Source organism: Rhizobium giardinii bv. giardinii H152, assembly GCF_000379605.1.
Classification (GTDB): Bacteria; Pseudomonadota; Alphaproteobacteria; order Rhizobiales; family Rhizobiaceae; genus Pararhizobium; species Pararhizobium giardinii.
On record NZ_KB902602.1, the window covers coordinates 1 to 17,939 of the forward strand.

A 17,939-nucleotide genomic window follows, 5' to 3' on the forward strand; every position below is an offset into this window, starting at 1 on the left:
CAAAGGTAGTCCTCTACCCTGCCTTGACCCTGGCAATCTTTGCCCGGCCAGCCATTTTTCCTGATCACGCCAAGAGGATAACTGATGAGCTGACCAGCCTTTTGAGCGCACGCGATTCCTCATCCGAGCATTCGTTGCGTTGGACGCATATACTTGTCGACTACACGCATGGAGCCGCCCTTGCTGTGGCTGTCCAGAATCGAAGCATAGGGCACCAATCCTCGAATGAGGCAATGCTCTCAGACTTTGAAAGCGGAGTTGCCGCCCTACTGGAAGCATTTTGGCACTCTCTCAATCACCGGAGTGCCTAGTCTACTTACTAAGGGCCTCAGGGTCGCGAGTTGCAACCCTCCGATCCGTTGATGAATTGCCGCTACCGCAGTTTGGATCTTGAACGTGGACAGACCGCACCGGCCCCAAGTCGGTCATTCCATCCAGGCCGAGTCGATGGGGAATTGTCGACGGATGCTTTTGTAACAACAGGGTCGTAGGTTCTGATCCCTTCAAGGAGAGCAATTTGAGCGCAGACCGCTACTGGCCCCGAAGAGGGTTAGTCGCCGACCAGATGTTACCGGCCACTCGCCTTGACCCAGGGATGTCCTGTAGGCATTTTCTACTTACGGTCGGGGACACAAATGAGAATACCAGAGAAGACGCCTCGACAATCCAGCCGCTGTGGCAAGACCAGTATTAAGGCAGTAATGTCGTCAATATCGTCCGACAGGCTGTCACCGAGTGACTTGAGCCTGACCTCGGCACGTCGGGCGGGCAGGGCTGCCTATTGACGAACAGGCCCGTCCGTCATGTCAAGCGAAGCGAGAATATCGCGCAGCGCTGCAGGCGCCTTGCAGGCAAAATTTCCAACATCCTTTCTTCATCAAGGGAAACACATACCGCGCATATGGTCTTATCGCATCACGATCAATCCATGGAAGGAAGACAAAAATGGCAAAGACGCCGAAGGTTGGAGAACCATTTCCGTTGCAGATCGTCGAGCCGACCGGCCCCGAAGTCGACGAAACCGTTTTGTTAGTGGGCGGGCAAAGTGACACAGTCGACGGCGTTCAGGACATCGCAACCAATATTGACAGCGAACCGCCGAAGGTATGGGCGATAGGGTCGAGATCGTTGAAGAGCACGCAGAGGGCTCCACGCGCACATCGGCTGAGCAACCCGATAGAGCCGGTGAAATAGTTCCACTTTCGGGGGTGGCCGTTCTGCCGCTCGCGCTCTGGGCGGCGATCGCCGCATCGTATTTGCGAACATTTCAGGCTTTCCGGGCCACTGACCATTGGATTGGTCGCTAGGCTTAGTCTTCCAGGCAACCATCCACCGACACTGCGGCGCAGGTCATTGAGCAGATCTGACAATTCGCGCCGCAGCAAAGTAAACGCGTGGCATCAATGAGCGGAATACGTCAAAATAGGCCAAAATCTGGTCGATTGCGGCCGCTGATCCTGAGGAGCGAATGATCTCGATGCGGGATGTGGTAGAACGTCCGAAAGTAATGGCTGTTGTTGTTCCGCAAATGGCGCAGAGTTTGGACGTCTCGGGCCTTGTTGACGTATTCCTGGAAGCGAACCGTCTTGCAGCCGTTTCGCTTTATGATGTTCAGCTTATCTCAATGACCGATGGCCGAGAGGTGAGCATTGGGGGATGTCCGTGATCGCGGCGCAGGCCGGAGTACTCGATGGCTGCCAAGTAACCACTCATTGGCAGCATGCATTGGTGTTGGCCGAGCGCTTCTCGTCGGCTACCGTGGTGCCGGACCAGATCTTTGTAGTAGATGGACCGCTCTATACCTCTGCTGGGGTAACTGCCGGTATCGACCTTGCGTTGAAGTTAGTTGAGGACGACCATGGGAGAGAACTTGCACTAGCTGTGGCACAAAGGTTGGTAGTCTTTCTAAAACGCCGTGGCGGACAATCGCGGTTTAGCGCGCATCTAGCAGCGCAGGTAGCGACGGACGGAAGAAATGCGGCGAGTCAAAAATGATTCTCGAGAACCTTTCTTCAGACTTAAGTTTGAAAACTATCTCTCGACAAGCGTCAATGAGCATGCGCAATCACTCGCGCGTCTTCCAAGAAGAGGCGGGGACCACACCGGGAGATTTCATTGAGTGGCGCGGATTGACGCAGCTAGGCGCCTTCTTGAAGAAACTGACACCTGCTTCAAAGGGTTGCAGCGCTCTGCGGTTTTGCCAATCCGGACACAATGCGCCACCGGCCCTACCCAGTACCGAGCTCACTTCCGTCGATGAGGCACCGTTCGCGCCCGCCGGGGCGGTGAACAGAAATCACGGTGGGGTAGGCGCTCTGCTATTCATTCTTCGCAGTGCCTAGGGCAGGCTGCGGCTTTCCCGAAACTCCTAATTCCACACGTAACTACGATGCATCCGGATCGTTCGTGCTTCAGCCCCGCGCTTTGGCGATGGCGTCCTTCAGTCCTTTTTCATCTAGAACGCCGGGAATGATGGCCGAACCGATTACGAAGGATGGCGTGCCGGCGAAATTGAAGGCGAGTGCCTGACTGTAGTTGCGGTCGAGCAGCCCGGAAATCTTGGCATTGTGCGTGTTCAGGGTTGCGGTCAGCTCCGTCATCGAAAGATCCGCCCCGGTTAGCGCTTTCTCGATGTCGTCCTGCGACAGCCTCGCCTTGGTTTTCATCAGCGCCTCCATCGCCGGCTGGTATTTGCCGATCTGTGGCACCAAGGACTGCCTGTGCGGCGAAGACGGAGGCTTCGCCCAAGATCGGCCAGTCCTTCAGCAGGAGCCGCACGTTGCCGTCGGCCTTGACCACCTTCTCGACCGTCGGATGCACTTTCTTGCGGTAAGGGCACTGATAGTCGAAGAACTCGACGATGGTGACATCGCCCTTCGGATTGCCAAGGACGGTGCGCGTCCTTGTCGAAAAACACCTCCTCCTTGATCAATTGTTGGGCGAAGGATGATCGGCCTCCGACAAGCACGGCGGCGGCGGTCGCGACCGTGGCCGTCAGAATGGTTCTGCAGGGTGAACATCAGATTTCTCCTTGTGCGAATGGATTGGGGCCGAGAGCGACGGCGCGTGCGGCGATTGCGAGGATCATGCCGCGCAAGCAAACGGCGAAAATCGGAAAGGCCGTGGCTGTCATTCTGTCTGCGTCCTGTCCTCAGATGGAAAGGCCCGGCTCGCCGGGCTCGCCACCCAGAACTGCAGCTCGACCTCGATCGCCATCGCATCGATCGCTTTGAACGCGATGGCCGGCGGCGGAATCTTAACGATTCGCTCGCAGTTCTGCAGAATACCCAGCATGACCTCTTCAACGACGCATGGCGCGTGGGTGGCGGCAATGTGTACGGCAAACGCAATCCAGTGCGTTTCGTCAGGACGGCTGAGATTAGTCACCCCTTGCTTCGCCAAGACGCTGTTGGGTACCACCACCGCATTGTGCGCGCTGGTCAGCAGATTCGTCGAGCGCCAGTTGGTTTCGGCGACGCGCCCTTCCGTGCCATCGTTGAGCCGGATCCAGTCGCCAATGACATAGGCCCGCCCGAGCGTGAGCGCGATCCCCGAAAAGAGGTCGGCAAGCGTATTCTGCAGCGCCAGGCCGATGATGACGGCGACCACGCCCGAGGTAGCAACCAAAGGGCCTATTGGTGCGCCGAAGACGAAGCCGATGATCGACAGCGCCACGCCGAGATAAACGACGGCGACGACCAGGTCCTGCAGGAGATGTGCCTCCCGGGGCCTGCGGTTGAGGCCGACATAGATGTGTACGAAGCCGATGATCGTCCAGGCAAGATGGGTCCACCAGAGGATCCTCGCGGACTTGGCAATCAAGATGCCGGCGCCCTGGAGCTCGGCCTGGTCGAGCCTGTAAGGCGAAATTCTGCCCAGGCCGAGCACCAGGCTCATCGTGGCGAAGAACAGAATTTGCACGATCAGGCGCCCGGTCGGACGGCTACGCCCCTGAATGTGCCATACGAGAATGCCGGCAATCCCCAGAATATTGATCAGGACGAGCGGCAGGAAATGGTCTTCGCCGAACATGGCCGAGCTCACCAGCGGTAATTTTTTAACGATTGGGAAAGGGGCCAAATGCCGCAGACGGCCGTTGGCCCTTTCGCCTATTTCTTGAGCGGGAACGTCAGTTCCTTCTCGCTGCTGTCGACGACGAAAACAGCCAGCAGCCTGGCAGCCTTGGTCTCGCTGGCATTTTCGCTGACACCATGGCGATCGCCCGGCATTTCGGAGAAGCTCTCGCCCGCCTTGTAGGTCTTGACCGGACCGTCGTTGACCTGGCTGCGGATCGCGCCTTCCAGGACAGTCGCATAAATGAAGGCCGAGTTAGGATGCGTGTGGGCCGAGGAGAAGCCTCCGGGACCGTATTCGACAAGAACGCCCTTCATGCTCTTGCCCGTAATATTCGGCAACTCGTGTTCGTAAACCAGCGTGACCTTAGCATCCTTGCTACCGGCATCGCCAGCAGCGGCGGCAGCGGACAAGAGAGCCGTCATGGTAAAGGCAGTGAGGATTAACTTGATCATAGTGAAACTCCTTTCTTGAGAGCCGGATGGTGCGCCGCATGAGGCGGCACACCGTCATCCATTCAGTTGCGGGTAGAGGTTGCGAACCATTGCTCGAAAGTGATCCGGCCGAGGCGAGGATTGTTGTTGGAAACGAGCGAGCCATCTTCCAGTTTGGCGCCGAAGTAGCGAGCCTCCGGATCTGCCTCGACTTTCCGAGCATCGCCCTTTGCTTTCAGGAAGCGACCAACGAGTTCGTTCAGCCGGACACGCTCCGGCCCCGAAATCTCCACAATGCCATTGATGGGCGCGGCCGTCGCAACGGCGGCCATGTTGTCGGCGACATCGTCCGAGGCGATGGGCTGGACGTAGGCTGGCGACAGATGCACCGTGTCGCCGACGGTGCTGGACTGGGCGATGCCGCCGAGGAATTCCATGAACTGCGTCGAGTGGACGATCGTATAGGGAATGCCGGATTCACGGATGATCTTTTCCTGCGCGACCTTGGCCCGCATGTAACCGCTGTCGGGCAGGCGATCAACGCCGATGATGGAAAGCGCGATGTGGTGCTTTACGCCGGCGGCCTTTTCCGCCGCCGCCAGATTGCGCCCCGATGTCTCAAAGAATTCGAGCACGGCCTTGTCCTCGAAGGACGGCGAGTTTGCGAGGTCGATAACGATGGAGGCGCCGGCGAGTGCCTCGGCGAGACCTTCGCCCGTGATCGTGTTGACGCCGGTGTTCGGGGCGGCGGCAATAACTTCATGGCCTTGCTTGCGAAGGCGATCGGCCGTCTTTGAACCGATCAGGCCGGTTCCGCCAATGATGACGATTTTCATGAGCTTCTCCATTCACGGCCGCTCGGCGCGCCGCGTTGTTGTCGTTTTCGAAGGTGGTCCCCTGGTCCAGGCTGGCCCTGTCGAAGCCGTGAATCTGTCGGCAGAGCCGCGCGCTGAACCAATAAGCGGTCAGTAGTCCCAGAAGACCGGTACCCAACGGAAGTGGTCGCCATCGGCTGCCACATGGCCAACCGAGGGGAACGGCATATGGGTGGCCACCAGAAGCTCGCCGGTCTCCGCCAGCTCCCGCAAAAGACGGACGCGGACGCGCGCAGCTTCTTCCGGGTCGTGTTCAAAGCCGTTGAACCAGTCGGGGTGATCGAAGCCGACCGCGAATACCGCATCGCCAGCGAACATCAGCCGGTCTTTGCCTGATGCCACGCGGACCACGCTATGCCCGGGTGTGTGGCCGCCGGTTCGAGAGACGACCACGCCCGGCGCCACCTCGTACTCATCATCGAACAATCGCAGGCGGCTTTCGTATTCCTTTCTGAACTGCTTGGCGGCCGCGCGAAGCGCGTCGGGGAAGCCGGGCGGCATCGACACGTGAGTGAAATCGGGAGCCTCCCAGAATTTGACCTCGGCCGTCGCCACATGGATCCGCAGGTCTGGACGGAGCCGCTCCTTCACCCCGTCGACGAGCAGCCCGCCGACATGGTCCATATGCATGTGGGTCAATACCACGTCGGTAACCGATCCAAGGTCGATACCGGCGGCCTCCAGCCGCTTGATCAATTGCCCGGCCCGCGGCAGGTTCAATTCCGGGTCCAGCCCGAGGCCGGCGTCGATGAGGATGGTCTGCTTGCCGCTGCGCACTACGACCACGTTCAGCGCCCAGTCGAAAGCGTCCGGCGGCAGGAACATGTCGTTCAGCCAGGCCGCGCGGTCGGCCGCGTCGGCATTGTATCCCAACATCTTGGTCGGCAGCGGCAATACGCCATCGCTGACCACCAAAACGTCAATGTCACCGATCTTCAACGCGTAGCGCGATGGAACCAGCTCGTCGGGGCCTGGTTTAACGGCCTGTGCGGGGTTACTCATGTTCATGTCTGTCTCCTGCTTAGCAATCGAACGGGGTTTTGTTTCTGGCTGCGACATGATGCGCTCCTGTTTTGCGTGATTGAAACGTGTCGGTTACAAGCCACGGCGCGAACTTTATCTTGAGGCACGTTTGGCGGTCGATCCTGCCAAGGAAGAGGAATGGCCATACCTGAGGATAGGGTAGCCTATGCTCTCAGTGCGGCCGGCCGCAGCGGAGATTTCGTGAAGAGGCTGGAATCAAGGAGCAGGCGCGTTGCATTGGACCTTTCCGGGGCGGCTGAATCCGCCCGGCGCGTTCGCGTCCGCTCGGCGATCAAGCGGCGCGCTTGTGGTCTGCCGGATGCTGCAGCCGAAAGCCGATCGCCAGCCGGTTCCAGGCATTGATCATGGCGATGCCGATAGACAGCGCCAGGAGTTCGTCTTCCGAAAAGACGCTGTGGGCAATTTCATAATCTGCATCCGGCGCACGGTTCGCGGCGATATTGGTCAACGACTCCGCCCAGGCGAGTGCTGCGCGCTCACGGTCGCTGTAGAGCTGCGATTCGCGACAGGCGCTCAGAAGAAGCACACGCTCTTCCGGCTCGCCCTGTTTCAGCGCGTCCTGACGATGCATGTGCAGGCAATGGACGCAGCCGTTGATCTGCGACACCCGCACCTTGACGAGCTCCATTAATTTGGGATCGAAGCTCTTGGCAATCCAGGTTTCGACGGCGGCGACGCCATCGATGCCGTCATTCTTCCTGGCCAATATGTTCAAACGTCTGGTCATCCTGCTCTCCGTGGATTGGTTGCGATCGGGTCGAAGCCACGCGGGTCGCCCGGATCACCACTTATCCACGGCATCGCGGATCATCCACCTGGCCGGAATGCGCTTCCGGTTAGCATCTGACGGAGCTGAGCCTCGCCGATCGATCAGGTTTCTCACCCGTTTGGGCCACCTCATCCTATACTTCGGCAGTGGATGGGCCTGTCCCACGTAGAGTGATTTGCGGCCGCAAACCCACGCATTCTCCCGGCAACCGCGGCGTTAGGAGAAAGCAGATGCTCAAAACTATCAAAACCTTGGTGCTTGGGGCCACGATCGCCACGCTGACCGTCGCAAGCGCGCAGTCCCAAGACCACGATCTCAAGCCGACAATCGTTCTCGTTCATGGCGCCTATGCCGAATCGTCGAGCTGGGATGCTGTGAGCGCCCGCCTGACCAAGGATGGCTACCTGGCGATCGCGGCAACCCGCTTCGCAGCGTCGCGTCCGATGCAGCATCCGTCGCGGCGGTCGTTCGCACCATCCACGGACCGGTGGTTCTGGTCGGCCACTCCTATGGCGGACCGGTCATCACCGAAGCCGCAAACGGCAATCCGAACGTGAAGGCCCTGGTCTATGTCGCGGGTTTCATGCCGGACACTCGGCGAATCCAGCCTCACCCTGTCCGGCAAATTCCCGGGCAGTACGCTTGCCGGCGCGCTCGCACCCGTGATGCTGCCCGATGGTACGCAGGACCTCTACATCCAGCCGTCCAAATTTCATCTCCAGTTCGCCGCCGACGTCTCAGATGACAAGGCGGCGCTGATGGCTTCGGCGCAGCGTCCGGTCGCCCAGGCTGCACTCGTCGAACCCTCCGGTGCCGCATCTTGGAAGCTGCTGCCCTCCTACATGATCTACGGGTCTGCCGACCGCAACATTCCGCCAGCAGTCATGCAATTCATGGCCGAGCGCGCACACGCCGCCAAGACTGTCGTGGTCGACGGGGCCTCGCACGCGCTCATGGTCTCGCATCCCGGCGAAGTCACCGCTCTCATCGAAGTAGCGGCATCCGCTCGGTGAACAGCCGCATTGTCGGTCCGGAGAAGTTCTCCTCAAACGAAATTGCGGGCACGGTTCCTGAACTCGGCTGGCGTCGGCATTCAGGACTGGCTCAACCATTACCAGCCGAGAATGGATCGCCCACCCAATGTCACGTGCTGGCGTCTGGTAGCCGCGATACACTGGCACAAACGCCCTAGTCGTTCGATGCGATCAGCTAAACTTTCGCACAGCCCGCAGCCAATAGTTTTCCGGGGCCGCCGGTCGCCATCCTCGTTCGCAACTCGACGGACTTCAACGAGGATGCCACGCCCTTGCGGCTTTTGGACTGAGACAGGAACCACCAAGCGGATGTCGGATATTATCGAGGATTGACAGTTTTCCACCAGGGCGGCCAAGCGACGGCATTGTCGCCAATACATGGATTTCCATAAGTTGCGGCCGTGCAGTGGCGCGAATAGTGTACGGCACGGGATCGCTGACGCTGCTATCGAGACTAGCCATTCGATATGCTGGCGCCGCCCAGGTTTCATTTTCCCTGCAGGAGCCGCCGATGACGCGCGTCTGGTCTTACCGCCCCCAACTCCTGCACCTGGTTTTATTTTTTGCGGCCTATGTCCTGGGTTGCGGCTTCGCACAGGCACTTGCGATCGTACCCGGAACAGGCATTTCCATATGGCCTCCGAGCGGGCTTTTCATTGCAACCCTTATCCTCGCACCCAAGCAGAGTTGGCCGTGGTGGGTGCTGGTCGGCTGCCTCGGCGAGCTATTCGGCAATGTCTTGTGGTTCCACAGCCCGCTGCCTGCCGCCGTCCTGATTTATGCCGGTAACGCGCTCGAAGCCACGGCCGGGGCGTGGCTCGTAAACCGGGCTTTGGGTCGGCCGGCTCGGCTGGAAACCTTGCGGGAAGTTCTTGTATTCGTCGTATTGGGCGCTGGAGTTGCCCCGGTGGTCAGCGCGACGGTCGGAAGCGCGACGCTTGCCTGGTTCGGCATATTGTCGCAAACCTTCGTAAGGGCCTGGCCTCTCTGGTGGATCGGGGATGCTACTGGGGTCTTGATCGTCGCGCCGCTCGCGCTGGTTGTGATCCAGAATTGGAACGGCAAGGCCGAGCTAACGGCTGCGCGATGGATAGAAGCGTGTGCCGTGGGACTTATCCTTCTCGGCGTCGCGGCCCTTTCGCTCGGCGGCTATCTGCCCTTCGCATATATCATCATGCCGCCGCTGCTTTGGGCCGCGGTGCGCTTTGAGTTCAAGGGGGCTGCCGTTACCCTCGCCCTCCTCGCGCTAATAACCGCGATCTTCACGATATCCGGCGCCAGCCAGTTCGCCGGAAATGCCGAGGATCAGCGCCACAACCAGATCATGCTGCAACTTTTCCTGGCGATCTCGGCATTTTCGGCCCTGGTTGTGGCCGCCATATCCCGGCAGCACCAAGTCGCGTGTGTGGAAGCCCTGCGCGACCGAGAGCGAGAGCTCTCGCAGATCGTGAACATGGTCCCAGTCCACATCAGACGGCTGACGCCCGAAGGCGAGCCGACCTTCTTCAACAAGCGCCTGGTGGATTTTTTCGGGTTTGATCTGCAACAGTTGAACAGGCCAGATACAAGCCAGCTCGTGACAAACATTGAGACTCTTGTCCATCCAGATGATGCGAATGGCCTGTTACAAGCGGTGCGCAAGGCCGTCGCCACCGGAGAACCCTATACCTTGAAATATCGTATGCGCCGCGCGGACGGCGTATACCGCTGGGTCGATGGCAGGGCTGAACCGCTACGCGACGACGACGGAACCATAATGCAATGGTTCGCAATCTCTATCGACATGGACGACGAGGTGCGCGCGCTGGAGGCGTTACAGCAAAGCGAGCGCCGCTACCGCGATTTGTTCCACTATATGCCGATCGGGTTGACGCGGGTGGATGCCATCTATGGGCCGAGAAGAATGAACCGCACGGCGCGCGATTCATTTTCACCGTACCGATTGCAACGAAAGCGGCACCATGACGGCGGATGACTATGTTGTTTTCATCGTGGACGATGACGGACGCATCCGGGAAGCGCTCGGCGAACTCCTGGAGGCCCACGGAATGCGCGCCATAGCCTTCGGGTCGGCGGGCGAATATGTGAACGCCGAGAAGCCGGATGTTCCCGCCTGCCTGATTCTTGACGTCGAATTGCCCGATATCAACGGCCTGGAATTGCAGCGGCAGATCGCCGAGGGGGATCATCCGCCGATCGTCTTCATTACCGGGCACGGCGACATTCCGTCCTCGGTGCGGGCGATCAAGCACGGCGCCGTGGATTTTCTCACCAAGCCGTTCAGCGAGACCGACGTCATGGCCGCAGTCCACACAGCGATCGCCGACGATCGAAAAAACCGCTCGGAACGAGCCGAACTCATGCTCGAGGAACGCTATCTCGAATTGACGCCACGACAGCGTGAGGTGCATCCGCTCGTGGTGAGCGGTCTCCTCAACAAGCAGGCAGCATCCGAACTGGGGATCAGCGAAGTCACGCTGCAAATTCATCGAAGGAAAGTGATGCAGAAAATGGGAGCAGCATCGCTCGCCGAGCTCGTGCGTATCGCAGAGAGATTGGAAATAGCGATCACCCACTCGCGCCGGCCGGGAGGGAACTAACTATGGATAAAAAGAAACCTATCATTGCGCTTGTCGATGATGATCCAAGGCTGCTCGAGTCGCTGGAAGAGCTGCTGGAATCCGCGGGCTATGGGCCTTGCTGCTTCCAGTCGGCCGGGCATTTGCTTGTCCGCGGATTGGCAGACCTGGATGTGCTTATAACGGACATTGGCATGCCCGACATGGACGGCTTTGAACTTCGTGACATCGTGAAGAAGGCACGTCCGGAACTGCCGGTTTTCCTCATCACCGGCCGCCACGAAATCGCAGACCAGGGCCGCGCCCAGGGCATCGGCGGCTTTTTCCGCAAGCCCTTCGATGCCCCTGCCCTGCTCGTCGCCATCGCAGAGGCCTTGCAAAAATCGAGAAATTGGAGGGTGACATGAGAGTGGACCAACCGTCCTGGAAATCGGCACCGCTGTTACCGCAGCACGGAAGTGGCGCAAGCGAGCCGATCGTTATCATAGTCGATGACGATGCAGCCGTTCGGGAAGCCTTGTCGGAGTTGATCCTCGCCTGTCAGCTTCGCTTCGACCCACGAAGTGCTCGGGGCCGACATATTGAGCAGCCCGGGCTGCTTGATCCTCGACGTGCGCATGCCGGGTGCGAGCGGGCTGCATCTGCATCACCACTTGGTCAGAGCGGCAATGCCAAGCCAATCATCGTCCTGACCGGGCATGGCGATATACCGATGACGGTTCAGGCAATGAAGGCGGGCGCTGTAGACTTCCTCACCAAGGCTTGTGCGTGACCAGACGCTGCTCGATGCCGTGAGCGCTGGTATTGCGCTGGATGCGGCACGCCGGACTGAGGCTCTGATCGTCAAGCGCAATCTCGAGCGACTCGAGAGGTTAACACAGCGCGAGCGCGAGATCCTGCGCGAAGCACGGGCGCCTCAACAAGCAGATCGCCTTCGACCTCAGCATAAGTGAAGTCACGGTGAAGTTGCATCGCTCCAACGTCATGCGCAAGATGGAGGCCGGATCCATCGGAGAGCTGATCAGGGCATGGGAGACCTTGCCCCCGGCGATGCGCGACGCCAGCGGACCCCAATTTTGACATGACCGATCCGGCATTTACCCGAAGGGGGCTGGCCTCAGGCTCGCTCCGCGTCCGCATGGATTCCCGCGTTAGCGATGGTGGGTCTTTGCTCAAATCGCTTCGATGACCTTTGCCTCGCGGGTCATGAAGTCGCAGAATAGCATTACGCGCAAGGGCACCGTGCGGCCAAAGGCGTGCAGGGCATTGAAGTGAAGCCTGGGAAACGCAATCCCCGGCGCGAGCGCGACAAGCGTGCCGGCCTCCAGTTCCTTCGCGACCAGGCACCGCAAAAGATAGGCTGCGCCTAACCCGCCGAGTGCAGCCTGAATGAGCGCGGCGCCAGAGTCGCAATCGACGCGTCCGGAGGGAGTGAAGCTCGTCCCGTCCGCCAGACGCAGGGGCTGTGTCACGCCGCCCAGCGCATAGCGGGCGAAGGGCAAAGCCGCCAAGGCTTCGGCGGTTGTAGGATTGCCCCAGGTCTTTACAAACGCCGGAGACGCGACGATCGCCATCGGTAGCTCGGCCAGATGGCGAACCATAAGATCCCCCTGTGCGGGATTGCCTGCGCGCAGTGCCACGTCATAGTCCTCCCTGATCAGATCGACGAACCGATCCGTAAGACCGATATCGAGATGCAGGTTCGGATAGTCGGCTGCGAAGCTGGCAAACAGACGCGGCAGCAGCAGAGGCGCCAGTTCGCTGGGCAAGCTGATGCGTAGGCGGCCGGAAGGCGCGACTTCAGACCTGATCACCTCGTCGCTCGAGTCCAGGTCCCGCAATAGTGGTGCAACGCGTTCGAAAAAAATCTGACCGTCCTGGGTGAGCGTGAGGGCACGTGTGGAACGCAGGAAAAGGCGGACGCCGATCTTCCTTTCCAACCTCGCCACGCTCTTCGATACCGCGGATGGTGTCGTGTCCAGACCACGCGCCGCTGCGCTGAACGAGCCGGCTTCCACCGTTCGCACGAAAGCCATTAATCCCGATGTCTCGTTTAATAGGCTTGGCATTTGCACCTCCGCGGCACAGGTAATGTGCCCGCCCATGGTCTAACGACGCGGGGTGGCAGCGTTTATCTCAATGTCGTTGAAAGGAGATAAACAATGCAGCACCTCAAAGACAAGGTCGCCGTCATCACCGGCGGCAATAGCGGCATCGGCAAGGCAACGGCACGGCTGTTCGCGGAAGAAGGAGCACAGGTCGTCATCACCGGCCGGCGGCAGGACGTCATCGACCGGGCCGTGCACGAAATCGGCCATTCAGCCATCGGTTTCGTAGGCGACGTCGCCGACCTCGCAGATCACTGCAAGCTGGCCGACATTGTCAAGAACCGCTTCGGCGGACTCGACATCTACATGGCCAACGCCGGTGTCATTAATCTTACCCCGTCCGCCGATGTGATGCCGGACGATTACGATCGGCACTTCGCCATCAACACGCGCGGCGTGTTCTTCGGCGTCCAGACGATCGCGCCTCTAATACGCAATGGCGGCAGCATTATCGTTACGAGTTCGCTAGCGGCGACAAAGGTATTGCCGGACCACGCGGTTTATGCCGGCTCAAAGGCCGCCGTCGCCGCCTTCGCTAAGAATTGGGCGATCGAATTCAAGACACGGCGCATCCGCGTCAACATCCTTAGCCCAGGGCCGGTCGAGACGGAAATCCTCGGTAAGCTCGGCGTATCGGAGGCCGAACGCCCTGCATTCGAGGATCACATGGCGTCGCTCATCCCGGCAGGGCGGATGGGACGACCGGAGGAGCTGGCGCGCGCCGCGCTCTTCCTCGCCTCCGACGCGGGCAGCTTCGTAAACGGGGTCGAACTTCATGCCGACGGCGGCATGACCTTGGCTTGAAAACGCCCGAGTTCTTCGTCAGCGATGGTGGACACGCCGACGGTGCGGCAGACCGTCGGACGGGCCGCTTCCCCTGCCGGACCTTATAACAGCCCCTTGCGCGGATCGGTATACCGCAGTGAGTGAACCTGAAAGATGTCGCGGCGCAGTTCGTCCAGGATGCCGAGCCCATATCCTGTCAGATCGACGCCGCCATCGGCAGTGTTGAGCGGGGCCTGCCATGCCTTCGGTGCAAAAGCTGTTGGCGGCGGCCCGGCGCACTTGCGGCCGGAATGAACGACACGAAGATAGTCGATGGCCTCAGTAAGGGCCGGCCGGCGGGAGCCTCGCTGACGACCGCCGCGTCCCGCAGCTTCAGCGCAGCAGCTGTCGTTTGGCACTTCTGTGGTTGCCGCCCGTTTGGCAAGAAGTTTCTGACCTTCCTTGACGTGTGATCGAGTGCGGTCTTCTGTCAGGCCTTTCGTTGCGGCGCTTGCAAAGGCCGCTGGCCGGTATGGTGATCTGCGGAGCGGGTCCAAATCTTAATCCCGAGCTTGCAGGCTCAAAATGCCAAACTGGTTTTCCCGTTCCCGATCGGTTCGATCATGCGCCCATTCAGGTCGTCGACTTCTCACACCTCTTTGCCAGTCCTGGTTATCCGCGGCAGTTTCCTTTCACGCCGCCATTGCCAGAGCTGGGTCTCGATAATCTTTCTGCTTCGTCAGCATGGCCCATATTGTCCGAGCCATCTTGTTCGCCAGTGCGATCGCCACCAGCATGCGCGGCTTCTTCGCGAGCATCCGCGAAAGCCACGATCCTTGTACTGGCGGTTTGCGACCCGCCCAACTCAGGCGCGCCATTGCCCCGATGATCAGGAGCCTGCGGATGTCGGCCTGACCAGCCTTCGACACCCGGCCAAGCCTTTCTTTCCCACCAGAAGAGAACTGTCGTGGAACGAGGCCGAGCCAAGCGGCAAAGTCACGACCGCATCGGAAGCTCTGCATCGCCGGCGCAAAAGCTTCGACGGCCAACGCGGTCAAGGGTCCAACACCCGGCATGGTCTGAAGCCGGCGCGCGGCTCCGCTTCGCCGAGACAGCTCCGCGAGCTTCCTGGTCTTCTCTTCGATCCGGGCCGTCTTCTCGCCGATCTGAGCCAGAAGGTCGCGGCATTCCTCCTGCACAATCTCGGGCAGGCCCATCTCAGTATTGTCGAGGATCGCTTCAATGCGCTTGATGTGACCAATCCCCTGGGGAATGACCTGCCCATATTCGTAGAGAACGGCGCGCAGAGCGTTCACTAATTCCGTTCGCTGATGAACAATACGTTCACGCGCCCGAAACAGAACCGCCCGCGCTTGCTGATCAGCGGTCTTCGGCTCGACAAAACGCATTTCAGGTTGACGAGCCGCAATGACGATTGCCTCAGCATCGACTGCGTCGTTCTTCTGCCGCTTGACGGCGACTGATTGAAGGTCGACGTGGCTCGGAAGCGGGCTGGCATAGCGGAATCTTTCCATTCAGATCGGCGGACCATCCCCGCCGCGCATGCTGTCCACAATGGTGGCTTCACCGTCGTCACGACTCTGCAATCAGCATCAGCACACTGATGCCAAGACCCGCTGCGGAAGGCTCGAGAACGAATAGCTCACAGAGCTTACTATACCCGTATCCCGGATCGGCTAGCTTGGTCGCTAGGGCGGGCTGGCGGAAGGTCTAGGGCCAACTACGCCTTTGTCGACAGCAAACATCGGTTCGAATGATAGCGACGACACTGTCCATTGCGTCATCTTTCATACAAGACCACCTCGAGCCGTTAAGCAGGATGTGTAGCCCTGAACCCTACCTGAAGCCGATTCCAAAGATTGATCGCACCGATTGCAAGAGACAAGCCAAAGCTGTTGCACCTTATCAAGCTGCGCGCCTCACAGATCAATTCGTGTGTGTTTTGCATTCATTTGCACAAGGAATTAAGGTGGTTACAACCAGTTTGCCCTCCAGCCTTCGACGATCCATGCAACGTCTGACCGGTGCAGAGGGCAAGCGCTTTCGAGCACCAAGTTCGACCGCCACATATAATATCATCAACGGCCATGCACCGGGGGATGGACTAGCGGAACTGTTTCGGCGACCGTCCCTTGAATGCTTCGGCGGGTTACGATCGGAGCCGCCGGCGAGCTCGAGCCCTGTCAGGGGAATACATCATGCCCCCACGAGCCTCGAACTAACACTCGAAGAGATGCTGGCCGACCCTATCATCCAGCTTGTGATAAGTCGCGATAACGCCGTCGCGGATGACGTGCGGCGGGGCATTTATGATGCCAGGGAGGCACATCGAGGTCGAGACCTGCCGGCCGAACGCCGCCGCGCGAGCCCGAATCGGCCAGGGGACGATATTATGGGCACCACGAGCCCCGAATTAACACTCGAAGAGATGCTGGCCGACCCCATCGTCCAGCTCGTGATGAGGCGCGATAACATCGTCGCGGACGACGTGCGGTGGATCATTCATGAGGCTCGGCAGGCACATCGAATCGAGAACTGTTACTAGAACGGCGCATCGGCATGGTGCCCGACACCCCAACCAATGACGAAGGCGGGCCCAAGTTCTGGAGACGAACTGGAGGAAATAATGCCTATGAGCTTTGACGCATCCAATCTGCGATTGCGGATGTTCGCCACTTTATTTTTCTTATTACCGTGCATTCTCGTTCCTGCGGCCTGCTCAAGAGGCCTAGTCGGCGAATTGCCGGCTGGGGCAGAAACTGCCGTTTCTCACATTAATAAGGATAATCTTCTCAATCTGCTTTACGTGACTGACCGGGCGCCTACCGCTTCGGCCAATGGCGAACTCTCCTTCAGCTCGTTCAGGGGTCGTTCAATGAGCTTCGGTTCAGTTACGCTTGCTCGCGAACGGTCGCGCTTGCTCGGGCCGGCTGGACAGCGTGACGCGTCGCTGCATGTTTCACGCACGACCAAACTAGGAGAATTTCCGCAGTCGCCATACCCGATTGAACTCACGCGTCTTGGGCCTCGGCGGGTACCCGCAACTGTGACTGCCCATATACGGGCAGCCGCGGCGTTGCGGGGTGAAGTGAGCCGGCGGCTTGCGTTGGCGAAACGCAAGGAAGCGGTCATTTTTATTCATGGCTATAACAATAGTTTCGACGATGCCGCGAAAGCCACTGGTAAGATATGCAATACCCTATCTGCAGAGTTTGTGTGCGTGTTGCTTTCGTGGCCAGCCGGCGGATCGGGCGGCGCTTTCTATGGTTACAATATCGATCGTGAATCCGGCGAGTTCGCAGTATCGGATATGAAAAAGGCTATTCGTATCATCTCTAGGACCAACGGTGTCAAACGTCTCCACCTCATCGCGCACAGCCGCGGCGCAGACGTTCTATTATCCGCCCTAAATCAACTTGGAATGGAAGCATACACTATCCGGTCTTCCCCTAACGAGCGCTACAATATCAGCAACGTGGTGCTATTTGCTTCTGACATAGATCTGGATGTTGCCACCACAAAATTGTTCGGCTTCGTGTCTGATCCCGATACGCCCTTCGGAGCAAAAGCAACCCCCTACGGCCTCTTGCCACCCATAGGCTCGCTGCATCTGACAGTATATTCATCCCCCAATGACAAGGCGCTAGCCCTTTCAAGCGGGTTGTTCGGAAGCGTTGTTCGACTGGGGCGTCTAACCAGCGTCAGCTCTGAGGAGGCGGACTTGAATGTTTTGTTGAAAAATTCGCAGCTATCGGGCATCGCCGACTTCATCGAATACCGGGGAACTGCGGGCTTTGCGGGCCATAGTTATTTCTTGTCTGACTCGGCCATTCAAAAAGACCTGGTTGCTTTATTAAGGGATCGTCTCAAGGCGGGTGATCCCGGCCGGCCACTTGTCGAAATCAAACGTCCATTTTGGAGAGTGCTCAGCCGAAATAGTAGGCCATCTCACTGATAAGAATACGAGTTCATTCGGGACGCTCTGCTGGGCCGCCAGATTCGGTGGTCGTTCGCTGTTGCGGCTTGGCCTTTTACCGCAACTCGACTTGCTGTCGCGGGAGCTCATGCAAGGCCTCGGGTGTATCGACGTAAAGTGTCGTCATGTTCACCATGACGTCGACCGAGTTGCGCATTCTTGGTGTGGATCCGCCGATCAGATCCGCAGAGATCCACTTCATCTCATGGATTTCCATGAGGTGCGGTTGGGCCATGGCAGGATTAGGGTGGGCGTATGAG

At 59.1% G+C, this 17,939-nt stretch carries 19 protein-coding genes and 4 pseudogenes; 14 read left to right on the forward strand and 9 right to left on the reverse strand.

Features of this window, described 5'->3' with window-relative positions:
• From A3AY_RS40090 to A3AY_RS37015, 4 genes and pseudogenes are all read left to right on the forward strand, one after another.
• Positions 1–311 (forward strand): annotated as a pseudogene (locus tag A3AY_RS40090) (TetR/AcrR family transcriptional regulator); the annotation flags it as partial.
• 634 nt (positions 312–945) lie between these two features.
• On the forward strand, positions 946–1,194 hold the full coding sequence (locus tag A3AY_RS0108800) for a hypothetical protein (RefSeq protein WP_018325310.1): 249 nt from the start codon (positions 946–948) through the stop codon (positions 1,192–1,194).
• Positions 1,195–1,468: 274 nt separating this feature from the next.
• Entirely contained in the window at positions 1,469–1,666 is a 198-nt protein-coding gene (locus A3AY_RS0108805) for a hypothetical protein (RefSeq protein WP_018325311.1), read from the forward strand.
• Positions 1,657–1,995, forward strand: coding sequence for a DJ-1/PfpI family protein (locus tag A3AY_RS37015; protein WP_018325312.1), 339 nt, complete (start codon positions 1,657–1,659; stop codon positions 1,993–1,995). Before A3AY_RS0108805 ends, A3AY_RS37015 begins: the two co-directional genes overlap by 10 nt.
• Positions 1,996–2,411: 416 nt before the next feature.
• Here A3AY_RS37015 and A3AY_RS41380 read toward each other — a convergent pair.
• The 6 genes and pseudogenes from A3AY_RS41380 to A3AY_RS0108855 all read right to left on the reverse strand — a co-directional run bounded on the left by A3AY_RS41380 (position 2,412) and on the right by A3AY_RS0108855 (position 7,154).
• Positions 2,412–3,001 (reverse strand): annotated as a pseudogene (locus tag A3AY_RS41380) (DsbA family protein).
• Positions 3,002–3,129: 128 nt separating this feature from the next.
• Positions 3,130–4,032: a mechanosensitive ion channel family protein gene (locus tag A3AY_RS34825; RefSeq protein WP_018325315.1), complete on the reverse strand. Its 903-nt coding sequence runs from the start codon at positions 4,030–4,032 to the stop codon at positions 3,130–3,132.
• 77 nt (positions 4,033–4,109) lie between these two features.
• Positions 4,110–4,529, reverse strand: a complete 420-nt coding sequence (locus tag A3AY_RS0108835; RefSeq protein WP_018325316.1) for a cupin domain-containing protein — start codon at positions 4,527–4,529, stop codon at positions 4,110–4,112.
• Positions 4,530–4,591: 62 nt separating this feature from the next.
• Entirely contained in the window at positions 4,592–5,344 is a 753-nt protein-coding gene (locus A3AY_RS0108840; protein WP_018325317.1) for an SDR family oxidoreductase, read from the reverse strand.
• Positions 5,345–5,473: 129 nt separating this feature from the next.
• Complete coding sequence (locus A3AY_RS0108850; RefSeq protein WP_018325319.1) at positions 5,474–6,391, reverse strand: MBL fold metallo-hydrolase; 918 nt, start codon at positions 6,389–6,391, stop codon at positions 5,474–5,476.
• A gap of 307 nt (positions 6,392–6,698) precedes the next feature.
• Complete coding sequence (locus tag A3AY_RS0108855) at positions 6,699–7,154, reverse strand: carboxymuconolactone decarboxylase family protein (protein ID WP_018325320.1); 456 nt, start codon at positions 7,152–7,154, stop codon at positions 6,699–6,701.
• 406 nt (positions 7,155–7,560) lie between these two features.
• Between A3AY_RS0108855 and A3AY_RS41385 the strand changes: the two genes are divergently transcribed.
• The 6 genes and pseudogenes from A3AY_RS41385 (at position 7,561) to A3AY_RS37590 (ending at position 11,889) form a co-directional block, all read left to right on the forward strand.
• Positions 7,561–7,941, forward strand: a complete 381-nt coding sequence (locus A3AY_RS41385; protein ID WP_420830246.1) for an alpha/beta fold hydrolase — start codon at positions 7,561–7,563, stop codon at positions 7,939–7,941.
• Positions 7,862–8,209, forward strand: a complete 348-nt coding sequence (locus A3AY_RS41390; protein WP_420830247.1) for an alpha/beta fold hydrolase — start codon at positions 7,862–7,864, stop codon at positions 8,207–8,209. Before A3AY_RS41385 ends, A3AY_RS41390 begins: the two co-directional genes overlap by 80 nt.
• Before the next feature lie 532 nt (positions 8,210–8,741).
• A pseudogene (locus A3AY_RS34835) lies at positions 8,742–10,115 on the forward strand (MASE1 domain-containing protein); the annotation flags it as partial.
• Between the two features lie 76 nt (positions 10,116–10,191).
• Positions 10,192–10,830 (forward strand): response regulator transcription factor, encoded by a 639-nt coding sequence (locus A3AY_RS0108870; protein ID WP_018325322.1) that lies wholly within the window; start codon positions 10,192–10,194, stop codon positions 10,828–10,830.
• A 2-nt stretch (positions 10,831–10,832) separates the two neighbouring features.
• Positions 10,833–11,216 (forward strand): response regulator, encoded by a 384-nt coding sequence (locus tag A3AY_RS0108875; RefSeq protein ID WP_018325323.1) that lies wholly within the window; start codon positions 10,833–10,835, stop codon positions 11,214–11,216.
• Positions 11,213–11,889, forward strand: a pseudogene (locus A3AY_RS37590) (response regulator transcription factor). The gene A3AY_RS0108875 and the pseudogene A3AY_RS37590 overlap by 4 nt, the downstream one beginning before the upstream one ends.
• A 92-nt stretch (positions 11,890–11,981) precedes the next feature.
• Here the strand turns inward: A3AY_RS37590 and A3AY_RS0108890 are convergent.
• A complete protein-coding gene (locus A3AY_RS0108890) occupies positions 11,982–12,914 on the reverse strand; it encodes a LysR family transcriptional regulator (protein ID WP_174371921.1) in 933 nt (310 codons plus the stop codon).
• Positions 12,915–12,971: 57 nt separating this feature from the next.
• On the opposite strand from A3AY_RS0108890, the gene A3AY_RS0108895 reads away from it, so the two are divergent.
• Together A3AY_RS0108895 and A3AY_RS39030 are read left to right on the forward strand one after the other, a co-directional pair.
• On the forward strand, positions 12,972–13,721 hold the full coding sequence (locus A3AY_RS0108895) for a glucose 1-dehydrogenase (RefSeq protein WP_018325327.1): 750 nt from the start codon (positions 12,972–12,974) through the stop codon (positions 13,719–13,721).
• Between the two features lie 122 nt (positions 13,722–13,843).
• Positions 13,844–14,155, forward strand: a complete 312-nt coding sequence (locus A3AY_RS39030) for a hypothetical protein (protein ID WP_154663269.1) — start codon at positions 13,844–13,846, stop codon at positions 14,153–14,155.
• Between the two features lie 219 nt (positions 14,156–14,374).
• On the opposite strand, the gene A3AY_RS34840 is transcribed toward A3AY_RS39030, so the two are convergent.
• The gene (locus A3AY_RS34840; protein WP_051108326.1) at positions 14,375–15,217 is read right to left on the reverse strand and encodes an IS110 family RNA-guided transposase; all 843 of its coding nucleotides are present in this window, start codon (positions 15,215–15,217) and stop codon (positions 14,375–14,377) included.
• Between the two features lie 381 nt (positions 15,218–15,598).
• Between A3AY_RS34840 and A3AY_RS40395 the strand changes: the two genes are divergently transcribed.
• The gene (locus tag A3AY_RS40395; RefSeq protein WP_234913084.1) at positions 15,599–15,724 is read left to right on the forward strand and encodes a carboxymuconolactone decarboxylase family protein; all 126 of its coding nucleotides are present in this window, start codon (positions 15,599–15,601) and stop codon (positions 15,722–15,724) included.
• Positions 15,725–16,335: 611 nt separating this feature from the next.
• Positions 16,336–17,658 (forward strand): alpha/beta hydrolase, encoded by a 1,323-nt coding sequence (locus A3AY_RS0108915; protein WP_018325332.1) that lies wholly within the window; start codon positions 16,336–16,338, stop codon positions 17,656–17,658.
• Between the two features lie 76 nt (positions 17,659–17,734).
• Here A3AY_RS0108915 and A3AY_RS0108920 read toward each other — a convergent pair whose 3' ends face one another.
• Positions 17,735–17,881 carry a hypothetical protein gene (locus A3AY_RS0108920; protein WP_154663270.1) on the reverse strand — a complete coding sequence of 49 codons (147 nt, stop codon included), beginning with the start codon at positions 17,879–17,881 and terminating at the stop codon, positions 17,735–17,737.
• Positions 17,882–17,939 lie beyond the last annotated feature (58 nt).